General features: G+C 71.4%; 12 protein-coding genes. 3 read left to right on the top strand and 9 right to left on the bottom strand.

Annotated features, from left to right (window positions below):
• Positions 1 to 50: 50 nt before the first annotated feature.
• Positions 51 to 821 carry a hypothetical protein gene (locus tag AB0K05_RS19045; RefSeq protein WP_271275590.1) on the bottom strand — a complete coding sequence of 257 codons (771 nt, stop codon included), beginning with the start codon at positions 819 to 821 and terminating at the stop codon, positions 51 to 53.
• 72 nt (positions 822 to 893) lie between these two features.
• Here AB0K05_RS19045 and AB0K05_RS19040 point away from each other — a divergent pair, with 72 nt between their 5' ends.
• Positions 894 to 1,463, top strand: coding sequence for a Clp protease N-terminal domain-containing protein (locus AB0K05_RS19040; protein WP_148031272.1), 570 nt, complete (start codon positions 894 to 896; stop codon positions 1,461 to 1,463).
• Here AB0K05_RS19040 and AB0K05_RS19035 read toward each other — a convergent pair.
• A complete protein-coding gene (locus AB0K05_RS19035; RefSeq protein WP_148031271.1) occupies positions 1,455 to 2,477 on the bottom strand; it encodes a GNAT family N-acetyltransferase in 1,023 nt (340 codons plus the stop codon). The two genes, AB0K05_RS19040 and AB0K05_RS19035, sit on opposite strands and share 9 nt — an antisense overlap.
• 83 nt (positions 2,478 to 2,560) lie before the next feature.
• On the opposite strand from AB0K05_RS19035, the gene AB0K05_RS19030 reads away from it, so the two are divergent.
• Positions 2,561 to 4,168, top strand: a complete 1,608-nt coding sequence (locus AB0K05_RS19030) for an amidohydrolase (protein WP_364230476.1) — start codon at positions 2,561 to 2,563, stop codon at positions 4,166 to 4,168.
• A 51-nt stretch (positions 4,169 to 4,219) separates the two neighbouring features.
• Here AB0K05_RS19030 and AB0K05_RS19025 read toward each other — a convergent pair whose 3' ends face one another.
• The 5 genes from AB0K05_RS19025 to gap all read right to left on the bottom strand — a co-directional run bounded on the left by AB0K05_RS19025 (position 4,220) and on the right by gap (position 7,966).
• Positions 4,220 to 4,564 (bottom strand): RNA polymerase-binding protein RbpA, encoded by a 345-nt coding sequence (locus AB0K05_RS19025; protein WP_148031269.1) that lies wholly within the window; start codon positions 4,562 to 4,564, stop codon positions 4,220 to 4,222.
• Positions 4,565 to 4,634: 70 nt separating this feature from the next.
• Entirely contained in the window at positions 4,635 to 4,865 is a 231-nt protein-coding gene (gene secG, locus AB0K05_RS19020) for a preprotein translocase subunit SecG (RefSeq protein WP_148031268.1), read from the bottom strand.
• Between the two features lie 99 nt (positions 4,866 to 4,964).
• The gene (gene tpiA / locus AB0K05_RS19015; protein ID WP_271275636.1) at positions 4,965 to 5,747 is read right to left on the bottom strand and encodes a triose-phosphate isomerase; all 783 of its coding nucleotides are present in this window, start codon (positions 5,745 to 5,747) and stop codon (positions 4,965 to 4,967) included.
• Positions 5,744 to 6,931: a phosphoglycerate kinase gene (locus tag AB0K05_RS19010; protein WP_148031266.1), complete on the bottom strand. Its 1,188-nt coding sequence runs from the start codon at positions 6,929 to 6,931 to the stop codon at positions 5,744 to 5,746. Before AB0K05_RS19010 ends, tpiA begins: the two co-directional genes overlap by 4 nt.
• Before the next feature lie 30 nt (positions 6,932 to 6,961).
• Positions 6,962 to 7,966, bottom strand: a complete 1,005-nt coding sequence (gap, locus tag AB0K05_RS19005; protein ID WP_148031265.1) for a type I glyceraldehyde-3-phosphate dehydrogenase — start codon at positions 7,964 to 7,966, stop codon at positions 6,962 to 6,964.
• Between the two features lie 241 nt (positions 7,967 to 8,207).
• Here gap and AB0K05_RS19000 point away from each other — a divergent pair, with 241 nt between their 5' ends.
• Positions 8,208 to 8,819, top strand: coding sequence for a hypothetical protein (locus AB0K05_RS19000; RefSeq protein WP_364230472.1), 612 nt, complete (start codon positions 8,208 to 8,210; stop codon positions 8,817 to 8,819).
• Positions 8,820 to 8,826: 7 nt separating this feature from the next.
• On the opposite strand, the gene whiA is transcribed toward AB0K05_RS19000, so the two are convergent.
• Together whiA and yvcK are read right to left on the bottom strand one after the other, a co-directional pair.
• Positions 8,827 to 9,807, bottom strand: a complete 981-nt coding sequence (gene whiA, locus AB0K05_RS18995) for a DNA-binding protein WhiA (RefSeq protein WP_148031263.1) — start codon at positions 9,805 to 9,807, stop codon at positions 8,827 to 8,829.
• Between the two features lie 71 nt (positions 9,808 to 9,878).
• Positions 9,879 to 10,796, bottom strand: a complete 918-nt coding sequence (gene yvcK, locus AB0K05_RS18990; protein WP_148031262.1) for a uridine diphosphate-N-acetylglucosamine-binding protein YvcK — start codon at positions 10,794 to 10,796, stop codon at positions 9,879 to 9,881.
• Between the last annotated feature and the right edge of the window lie 72 nt (positions 10,797 to 10,868).

The following is a 10,868-nucleotide window of genomic DNA, read 5'->3' as shown; positions in this document are numbered from 1 at the left end:
ACATGGCCGCGCCGTCGCTCTGACGGGCGGTGCTTCTGTCCCGGGAGACGCTAGCCGTTCAGCCGGGCGCGGGCGTGGCGCTCCTCGCGGCGGGCCACGTCGAGCCGGTGGGCGGCGGCCTCCAGCCGTTTGCGCGCCTTGGCCAGCCTCTTCTCCAGCCGGGCCACCTTGTCGGCGCGCTCGCCGTGCTCCCGCTCGGCCTCGGCCAGAGTCTCGCTCCACTCGCGGTACGCGGCCTCGGCCTCCGCCCGCTCCTTCGCCTCCCTGGCCTCGGTCTCGGCCCGTTCCTTCGCCTTCCGGGCCTCGTCCTCCTCCGGCGGGGGCGGCTTCTTCCTGCGGGCCGCCGGAGCGGCGCTCACGGGAGCGGGCGCGAAACCGCTGTAGCTGAGCGGCTTGGCCAGACGGCCGCGGCGCACCTCACCGGCGGCGTCCGCGTCCACGACGGCGGCGTCGAGCGTCTGGTCCACCTCCGCCGCGGCGGCGGCCGACAGGTCCGCCGCCTCCCTGATCAGCCGGGACAGCCTGCCGGTCACCTCGCCGCGCCGCCGGGTCGCCGCGGCCAGCGCGTCGGAGTCCTGGGCCGCCCACGCCGCGCGCAGCTCCTCGCCGACGGCCAGCAGCTCGCCCAGCTCGTCCGCGTGCTCACGGGCGGCGCGGTTCACCGCCCAGGCGGAGACGGTGGGCTTGCGCAGCTTGCCGATCTCGCGGGCCAGCGCGGCGTCGCCCGCCTCCTTGGCCGCCCGGGCCTCGGCGGTGCGGGCCGCGGTGAAATCGGACGGCGGCAGCGCGTACAGCCGCCCGGCCACCTCATCAAGATCCACACATGTGAGGTACCCCACATGGCCGGTTTTCTAGCGCATAGTGGAGACAGCCCACTCGAACGGAGGCCGCCCGTGTTCGAGCGCTTCACCGACCGTGCCCGCCAGGTCGTCGTCCTCGCCCAGGTGGAGGCCAGGGCCATGCGTCACAACTACATCGGCACCGAGCACCTGCTGCTCGGTCTCATGCGGGAGGGCGAGGGGGCGTCCGCGCGCGTGCTGGCCGACTGCGGGGCGAGCCTGGAGCCGGTGCGGGAGTTCGTGGTGCGCGAGATCGGCACCGGCGAGAGCGGGCCAGACGAGCACATCCCGTTCACCCCCAGGGCCAAGAAGGTGCTGGAGCTGTCGCTGCGCGAGGCGTTGCAGCTCCGCCACACCTACATCTCCAGCGAGCACATCCTGCTCGGCCTGCTCAAGGAGGGCCAGGGCCTGGGCGCGCAGGCACTCGCGGCGACGGGGGCCGACTTCGTCGCGATACGGCAGCGCGTCCTGGACCGGCTGGACCGGGGCCCGAAGGAGCGGCCGGGTGAGACGTACTTCACCGCGAGTTCGACGGTGGCCCAGCGGCTCGCGCAGATCCAGGAGAGCCTCGAACGCATCGAGCGGCATCTCGGCATCGGGCCGGAACCCGGTCCGTCAGACTGACGTCATGGCGCCGACGGGCAGCCGCCCCTCCACCACGCCGGGGTCGTCGGTGTAGGCGAGCGTGGCGCCCAGCGAGACGAGCAGCCTGCGCATGCGTACGTTGTCGGCGAGCATGGAGGTCCTGACCTCGGCGTAGCCCAGGTCCCTCGCCTCCCGCACGAGCGCCCTGGCCATGACCGAGCCCAGCCCGCGCCCCTGCCAGCGGTCCTCGACCAGGAACGCCATCTCGGCGATGCCCGGATCGGCGGTGAAGACGAGGTTGGCCAGCGCGACCACCTGCCCGTCGTTGCCCGCCACCAGCGAGTGGCCGCGGCGGCGGTCGCACAGCCGCTCGAACATGCGCGGCGGCAGCGACGGCATCGCGGTGAAGTAGCGGAACCGGCGCGACTCCGGCGAGCAACGGTCGTGCAGGTCGCGTACCGCCTCGCGGTAGACCGGAGTGAGCGGCTTGATCACGACCTCGGCGCCGTCGGCCAGCTTGACCGCGGTCTCACCGCCCGCCTGCTCCACGGGCGGCTGGGCCAGCCGGGCGAAGGAGGCGGCCCTGGCGGCCTCGGTCAGGGTGAACGGCAGCTCCGCGCGGCGCAGCCGCACGGCTCTCTTGGCCGCGACCGGCACGACAAGCTGGGTCGGATCAGGCAAATCACTCACCGCATCACCATAGGTCCACCTGGCGTCGTCCGCGCGCAGCAGCTCCGCCAGCAGCTCGGGGAGCCGCCACGGCATGGCGCGCAGCCGGGAGGCGAGCAGGAGGGCGCGGGTGGGCTCGTCGGTCAGCTCGTGCGCGGTCGCGGGCACGACCACGACGCGCCGCCCGCCGGCCGCTTCGAGCGCCTCGCGCACCGTCTCGGGGTTCGCGGGGATGTCGGCGACGAACTCGTCCACGGTGCCGTCAGGGTCGGACTGGACGCTCAGGCCGAGAATGTTGCCACCCCGCTCGGCGAGCGCGGCGGCGAGGGAGGCGAGTCGTCCGGGACGCTCGTCGACGGTGGTGCGGATGCGCAGAAATCCCATATGAGAAGGATGCCGGGTACCTGTTACGTTGCCGCTAACGTCGTGTTTCACCGCTCAACTACCTGTACGAAAGAGCAGGCCGCATGAACATACTCTTCCGAGGCGGACGCGTGTTCACCGCGAAGGGCGACTTCGCCGAGTCCGTCCTGGTGCGCGACGGAGTGATCGCCGCCGTCGGCGCCGAGCGGGAGCTGTCCGCCCAGGCGCCCGGGCACGAGACCGTGGACCTGGACGGCGGCCTGCTGACGCCCGGCTTCACCGACGCGCACATGCACCCGGTCCAGGCGGGCCTGGAGCGGGCCCGATGCGACCTCTCGGAACGGTACGGGCTGGACGAGTATCTTGACGCCGTCCGCGCCTACGCGGACGCGCACCCGGACAGGGCCTGGATCGACGGCGGCGGCTGGGACATGTCCGCCTTCCCCGGCGGGCTGCCCAGGCGCGAGCAGCTCGACTTCCTGGACCGGCCCGCCTACCTGATCCAGCGCGACCACCACGCCGCCTGGGTCAACGGCCGCGCGCTGGAACGGGCCGGGATCGGGAAGGACACGCCCGACCCCGCCGACGGCCGGATCGAGCGTGACCCGGACGGCACCCCCACGGGCGTGCTGCACGAGGGCGCGATGGACCTCGTCGGCCTGCTCACCCCGCGCCCCACCGCGGCGGACCTGGACGCCGCCCTGATGGACGCCCAGGCGCACCTGTTCACGCTGGGCATCACGGGCTGGCAGGACGCGATCGTGGGCTCGTACGCCGGCTCGGACGACCAGTTGCCCGCCTACCTGTCCGCGGCCCGCTCAGGGCGGCTCAGGGCGCGCGTGGTGGGCGCGCTGTGGTGGGACCGCACCCGCGGCCTGGACCAGATCGACGACCTGCTCTCACGACGGGCGTCGGCCGAGGGGCTGGATCGGTTCGCCGCCACCTCGATCAAGATCATGCAGGACGGCATCACGGAGAACTTCACCGCCGCCACGCTGGAGCCCTACTGCCGGTGCGGCGGCACGGGCCTGTCGTACGTGGATCCGGCCAAGCTCAAGGAGTACGTCGCCGAACTCGACCGGCTCGGCTTCCAGGTGCACGTCCACGCGATCGGCGAGCGCGCGGTGCGCGAGGCACTCGACGGCTTCGCCGGCACCGATCCGGCCAACCGCCACCACATCGCGCACCTGCAGATCATCGAGCCGTCGGACGTGCCGCGCTTCGCCGAGCTGGGCGTGACGGCCAACCTGCAGCCGCTGTGGGCCACTCACCATCTGCAGATGGACGAGCTGACGCTGCCGTTCCTCGGCGAGCCGCGCTCGTCCTGGCAGTATCCGTTCGCGGACCTGCTCCGGCACGGCACCCGGTTCTGCGCCGGCAGCGACTGGCCGGTGTCGAACGCCGACCCGCTGCAGGGCATGCACGTGGCCGTCAACCGCACAGAACCGGGCGGGTCCGTGCACGCCGGCTACCCGACGGCGCAGACGCCGTTCCTGCCCGAGCAGCGCATCGACCTGGCCACCGCGATGACCGCGTACACGGCGGGCTCGGCGTGGATCAACCGCTCCCCCGCCGGCCAGATCGAGCCGGGCCGACCCGCCGACCTCGTGGTGCTCGACCGCGACCCGTTCGCCCTGCCGGACAAGGACATCTGGACCACCCGGGTCCGCATGACGTTCGTCGACGGCGAAGCCGTGTACGAGAAGGCCTGAACACGCCGAAGGGCCCCGGCGCGACGCCGGGGCCCTTCGGGTGGTCTGGCCCTACCAGGGGGACTTGTTGTTGCGCAGCCGCTCCAGGGCTTCCTGGAGGATGGCCTTGCCGTCCTTGTCGCTCCTGCGCTCTTTCACGTAGGCGAGGTGCGTCTTGTAGGGCTCGTTCTTCGGGGGGGCAGGCGGCGCATTCTCATCCTGACCGGCCGGGAGGCCACAACGCGGGCAGTCCCACAGCTCGGGGATCGCTGCGTCGCTGGCGAAGCTGGGGCGCGTTTCGTGCATGTTGGCGCACCAGAACGAGACCCGCACTCTCGGAGCCGCTTCGCCGCGCTCGGCCTCCCCCATAGGACCGGCACCGACTCGGCTGCCACGGATCGCGTTGCCACTACCCACGGATGAACTCCTCGCTCGATCGCCCCGTGAGCCACGGGGGGAGAATCACTGTCACGCGTTCTGTCTGGCCTCAGGGCTTGACGAGCAGGCCCAGAGCGATGATGCAGACGAACCAGACCACTCCCGTGATGACGGTGAGCCGGTCGAGGTTACGCTCCACCACCGAGGAACCGCCGAAGTTCGACGAGAAACCGCCGCCGAACATGTCAGACAGGCCGCCACCCTTGCCCTTGTGGAGCAGGACGAGCAAGATCATCAGCAGGCTCGTCAGGATGAGGGCGATGGAGATTCCGAGTTCCACGGTATGCCTAGTCCTTCAATGGTTTGGTACGCGTGACGATTCAGACTTGCCTCTAGAGGGTACGACCTCATGTCAAGTCGCACCCACCGAACGGCTCAGTTAGCCTGCCATATCCGAGAATCGGCAGATCTTCACGAACTCCCCGGCGTCGATGCTGGCTCCACCCACGAGCGCACCGTCGACATCCGGCTGAGCCATGATCCCCGCGATGTTCGCCGACTTGACCGAGCCTCCGTAAAGGATACGGACCGCCGAGGCCACTTCGGGGTCGTACAGCTCCGCGAGTCGCTGCCGCAGTGCGCCGCAGACCTCCTGGGCGTCGTCGGGAGTGGCCACCTCGCCGGTGCCGATCGCCCACACCGGCTCGTAGGCCACCACGATCGACTTCGCCTGCTCGGCGGGGACCTTGCGCAGCGCCCCGTCGAGCTGGCCGAGCGAGTGGGCGATGTGACCGCCCGCCTGACGCACCTCCAGCCCCTCGCCCACGCACAGGATCGGCGTCAGCGAGTGGCGGAGCGCGGCCAGCACCTTGGCGTTGACGAGGTCGTCGTCCTCGCGGTGGTACTGCCGGCGCTCCGAGTGGCCGACGGTCACGAACGTGCAGCCCAGCTTGGCGAGCATGACGCCGGAGATCTCGCCGGTGTAGGCGCCGGCGTCGTGCGGCGACAGGTCCTGCGCGCCGTAGACGATGCGCAGCTTGTCGCCGTCGACAAGCGTCTGCACGCTGCGCAGGTCGGTGAACGGCGGCAGGACCGCCACCTCGGCGCGGTCGAAGTCCTTGTCGTTGAGCGCGAAGGCCATCTTCTGGACCAGCGCGATCGCCTCAAGGTGGTTGAGGTTCATCTTCCAGTTGCCGGCGATGAGGGGCTTTCTCACGCTCAGTCCTCCAAAGCGGCGAGTCCGGGGAGGGTCTTGCCCTCAAGGTATTCCAAGCTGGCCCCGCCACCGGTGGAGATGTGCGAGAAGCCGTCCTCAGGCAGGCCGAGCCTGCGCACCGCGGCCGCCGAGTCGCCGCCGCCCACCACGGTGAAGGCGTCGGACGAGATCAGCGCCTCGGCCACCGCGCGGGTGCCGCCGGCGAACGCGTCGAACTCGAACACGCCCATCGGGCCGTTCCAGAACACGGTCCTGGCGTCCGCCAGCTTGCCGGCGAACAGCTCCCGCGTACGGGGCCCGATGTCGAGCCCCTGCCGGTCGGCGGGGATCGCGTCGGCGGGCACCACGTCGAAGGCGGCGTCGGCGGCGAAGTGGGTGGCGGCCAGCACGTCGACCGGCAGCACCAGGTCGACGCCGCGCTCGGCCGCCTCCGTCAGGAAGCCGCGGACCTGGTCGAGCTGGTCCTCCTGGAGCAGCGACCCGCCGACCTCGTGGCCCTGGGCCTTGAGGAAGGTGTAGGCCATGCCGCCGCCGATCAGGAGCCGGTCGACGCGGGTGAGCAGGTTGGCGATGACGCCGAGCTTGTCGCTCACCTTGGCGCCGCCGAGCACGACCACGTAGGGCCGCTCGGTGTCCTCGGTCAGCTTCCGCAGCACGTCGACCTCGGCCGCGATCAGCCCGCCCGCCGCGTGCGGCAGCAGCGCCGGCACGTCGTAGACGCTGGCGTGCTTGCGGTGCACGGCGCCGAACCCGTCGCCCACGTAGAGCTCGGCCAGCCCGGCCAGCCGCTCGGCGAAGGCGCGGCGCTCGGCGTCGTCCTTGGCCGTCTCGCCGGGCTCGAAGCGGAGGTTCTCCAGCAGGGCCACCTGGCCCTCCTGGAGGCCCTCCACGGTGGCCCTGGCGCCGTCGCCCGCCACGTCGGAGGCGAAGGCGACGTCCTGGCCGAGCAGCTCGCCCAGCCGCCGGGCCACCGGCCGCAGCGAGAACTCCGGCTTGACCTGCCCCTTGGGCCTGCCCAGGTGGGCGCAGACGATGACCTTCGCCCCGTTGCCCGCGAGGGCCCGGACGGTGGGCAGCGACGCGCGGATGCGACCGTCGTCGGTGATCGTCTCACCGTCGAGCGGCACGTTGAGGTCCGCGCGCACGAGCACGCGCCGGCCCTTCACGTCGAGATCGTCGAGATTGCGCAACTGGCTCCCTTTCCTCGCTCGCCCGTCGTCCTACAGGTCCGCGCCCACCAGCTCGATGAGGTCGACCAGGCGGTTGGAGTAGCCCCACTCGTTGTCGTACCAGCCGACGACCTTGACCTGGTTGCCGATGACCTTGGTGAGGCCGGCGTCGAAGATGCAGGAGGCCGGGTCGGTGACGATGTCGGCGGAGACGATCGGGTCCTCGGTGTAGGTGAGGATGCCCTTGAGCGGGCCGTCGGCGGCGGCCTTGACCGCGGCGTTGACCTCCTCGACCGTGACGTCACGGCTGACGTCGATGGTCAGGTCGGTGGCCGAGCCGGTGGGGATCGGCACGCGCATGGCGAAGCCGTCGAGCTTGCCCTTGAGCTCGGGCAGCACGAGGCCGATGGCCTTGGCGGCGCCGGTGGAGGTGGGCACCACGTTGAGCGCGGCGGCGCGGGCGCGGCGCAGGTCCTTGTGCGGGCCGTCCTGGAGATTCTGGTCCTGCGTGTAGGCGTGGATGGTGGTCATCAGGCCCTTCTCGATGGTGAAGGCGTCGTGCAGGACCTTCGCCATCGGGGCCAGGCAGTTGGTGGTGCAGGAGGCGTTGGAGATGACGGTGTGCTGGGCCGGGTCGTAGGCGGTGTGGTTGACGCCCATGACGACCGTCACGTCTTCGTTCTTGGCGGGCGCGGAGATGATGACCTTCTTGGCGCCGTTGTCGGCGTGGACCCTGGCCTTGGTCGCGTCGGTGAACAGGCCGGTCGACTCGACGACCACGTCGACCCCGAGGTCGCCCCAGGGCAGCTTGGCCGGGTCGCGCTCCTCGAAGACCTTCATGGCCTTGCCGTCGACGGTGATCTCGTCGCTGGAAGCCTTCACCTCGTACGGGAGGCGGCCCAGGATGCTGTCGTACTTCAGCAGGTGGGCCAGCGTCGCGTTGTCGGTGAGGTCGTTGACAGCGACGATCTCGATGTCCTTGCCACTGGCGGCCACCGCGCGCCAGAAGTTGCGACCGATGCGGCCGAAGCCGTTGACGCCTACGCGGATGCTCACGGAACCGATCTCCTCGTACGTGATGGCGGGCTGATACCTCAACTCCAGAAACCCTATCGGACCTAAATTGGTTTAGACCACGCGGTCCCGCCTCGCCGTGAATGGCGGTTCGTTACGCGCGCTTTGTGCACTTCGAGTAAAGTGCCCGACTCATCGGAGTAAACTCGGGCATTCTCTGGGGGCTGAGATGTCAAGACAACGATCCGGCCTGCTTTCAGGCCTGGTCATCGGCTTGATCACGATGCTGATCTGCACTGCCGGATTCGGGACCGCCGTCATCTTCATGGACCGGCTGCCCTCGTCGCTGCGCGCCTTCGGGGACGGGATCCCGGTCCTCGCCGCGCTCGCGTTCGTCGTGGGCGTACTCGTCGGCTGGGCCATCCGCCTCGTCCGCCCCCGCAGCGTCCTGCTGTCCTTCTTCGCGGCCCTGTTCGCGGCCGCGGCCGTGCCCGGGGGCCTGATCGTCATGGGCGCGTACGTGTTCTCGACCGTCGGCGCGCAGCGCTTCGGCGCGGACGCCGCGGCCGCGCCGCTGACCCTTCAGGGCTTCCTCGACGCGCTCCCGGGCGCCGCCCGGCAGTTCTGGAACTCGCTCGACCCCTCGTGGCCGCTGCCGGCCATCATGGCGGCCGCCGCCCTGCCCGCGTTCGTCCTCGTACTCTCCCGAGCCCTGCGCCTGCGCCGTACGGGCAGGCACGCCGCGGCCGAGAAGCCGCAGCGGGACCCGGAGGAGACGGCGGAGAAGGAGCCGGAGCCCGAGTATCGGGCCCCGTTCGAGCCGCTCCAGCCGCCCAAGGCGGACCCGACCGCGACCGGCAGCTTCTTCCTCCCGCCGGACCGCGGCCAGGCCTGAGCGCCGCTCAGGACGTCAGCATGTCGACCGTGAGGTTGGCCTCGGTGCTGGGGATGCCGAGGTCGGCCGCGCGCTTGTCGGCCATGGCCAGCAGCCGGCGGATCCGCCCGGCGATCGCGTCCTTGGTCAGCGGCGGGTCGGCGAGCTGGCCCAGCTCCTCCAGGGACGCCTGCTTGTGCTCCACCCGCAGCCGGCCCGCGACCACCAGGTGCACCGGCGCCTCGTCGCCGAGGATCTCCAGCGCCCGCTGCACCCGCGCGCCCGCCGCCACCGCCGCCCTGGCGGAGCGGCGCAGGTTGGCGTCGTCGAAGTTGGCCAGCCGGTTGGCGGTCGCCCTGACCTCGCGGCGCATCCGCCGGTCCTCCCACATCAGGACGCTGTCGTGGGCGCCGAGCCTGGTCAGCAGGGCGCTGATGGCGTCGCCGTCGCGCACCACGACCCGGTCGACGCCGCGCACCTCGCGCGCCTTGGCGTGGATCTTCAGCCGCCTGGCCGAGCCCACCAGCGCCAGCGCGGCCTCCGGACCCGGGCACGTCACTTCGAGCGACATCGAACGCCCCGGCTCGGTGAGCGACCCGTGGGCGAGGAACGCGCCGCGCCAGGCCGCCTCCGCGTCGCACGAGGCGCCCGCCACCACCTGCCGCGGCAGGCCCCGCACCGGCCGCCCGTGGTTGTCGATCAGTCCCGTCTGCCGGGCCAGCGCCTCACCGTCGCGATAGACGCGCACGACATAGCGAGACCCCTTGCGCAGCCCTGCGGGAGCCAGCACCAGCACCTCGGCCTTGTGGCCGAACACCTCCCCGATGTCCTTGATCAGCCGCCGCGCGGTGGCGTTGGTGTCGAGCTCCGCCTCGATCACGATGCGCCCTCCCACGAGGTGCAGGCCGCTGGCGAACCGCAGCAGCGTCGACACCTCCGCCTTCCGGCAGCAGGGCTTGAGCACAGACAGTCGGCTCAGCTCGTCCTTCACCACACCCGTCATCGCCATGAGCGTTAGTCCTCCCCCAAACAGACCGGCTCACAGCATCCTCTCGCACCTTCGCGCCACGCCGACCAGGATCAACGCTTCTGGAGGAAAATCTCGTCCAGGACGGAGGCAAGACGTCGTGGGTCGTGCCGGGGGGAGCCGTCGCGGGCCGCCACGTCGGCCGTCACCAGCCTGGCGCCGAACGCCGCCGCCGACTTCTCCAGCGCGGGCAGGTCGTCGACCACGCCGACGTCGGCGAGCACCACGTCGAGCGAGAGACCGGGCGCGTGCTGCCTGAGCACCTCCAGGTGCTGTTGCGGCGAGAGGTCGTCGGTCTCGCCCGGCTGCGGCGCCAGATTGAGCGTGACCAGCCGCTTGGCGCCGGTGTCGTGCAGCGCCCTGGCCAGCTCGGGCACCTTCAGGTGCGGCAGCACGCTGGTGAACCACGAGCCCGGCCCGAACACCACCCAGTCGGCCTCCAGCACCGCCTCGACGGCCTCCGGCCGCGCGGGCGGGTCTTCGGGCACGAGCGAGATCGCCTGCACCCGGCCCGGGGTCAGCGCGCACGCCACCTGGCCGCGCACGGTCGAGATCACGCCGTCGAGCTCGACCTCCGCCACAATGTCGAGAGGCACCGAGGCCATCGGCAGCACCCTGCCGTGCGCTCCGAGCAGCCGGCCCACCCATTCGAGGCCCGCCACGGGGTCACCGAGCAGCTCCCACAGGGCCACGATGAGCAGGTTGCCGACGGCGTGCCCGTGCAGCTCGCCCTCGCTGCGGAAGCGGTGCTGCACCACCTCGCTCCAGGTGCTGCCCCACTCGTCGTCGCCGCACAGCGCGGCCAGCGCCATGCGCAGGTCACCCGGCGGGAGCACGCCCAGCTCGCGCCTGAGCCGGCCGCTGGAGCCGCCGTCGTCGGCGACGGTGACCACCGCCGTCAGCGCGTCGGTCACCACCCTCAGCGCGGACAACGACGCGTACAGTCCGTGGCCGCCCCCGAGGGCGACCACGCGGGGCCCTCCGGACGGCGGCTGCGACCCCGCCCAGAACGGTGGTTCGCTTAACCCGCGCCCGCTGCCACC

The sequence above is a fragment of the Nonomuraea sp. NPDC049486 genome, from assembly GCF_040676925.1.
In the GTDB taxonomy this organism is placed as follows: domain Bacteria; phylum Actinomycetota; class Actinomycetes; order Streptosporangiales; family Streptosporangiaceae; genus Nonomuraea; species Nonomuraea ferruginea.
The sequence above is the reverse complement of the archived record's forward strand: the minus strand, read 5'-3'. Positions and strand labels throughout refer to the sequence as shown.

Bases quoted from the DNA above. Each gene is read 5' to 3' on its own strand.
- AB0K05_RS19035 (WP_148031271.1), bottom strand. From the start codon at position 2,477: ATGGGATTTCTGCGCATCCGCACCACCGTCGACGAGCGTCCCGGACGA.
- AB0K05_RS19030 (WP_364230476.1), top strand. From the start codon at position 2,561: ATGAACATACTCTTCCGAGGCGGACGCGTGTTCACCGCGAAGGGCGAC.
- AB0K05_RS19000 (WP_364230472.1), top strand. From the start codon at position 8,208: ATGCTGATCTGCACTGCCGGATTCGGGACCGCCGTCATCTTCATGGAC.
- whiA (WP_148031263.1), bottom strand. From the start codon at position 9,807: ATGGCGATGACGGGTGTGGTGAAGGACGAGCTGAGCCGACTGTCTGTG.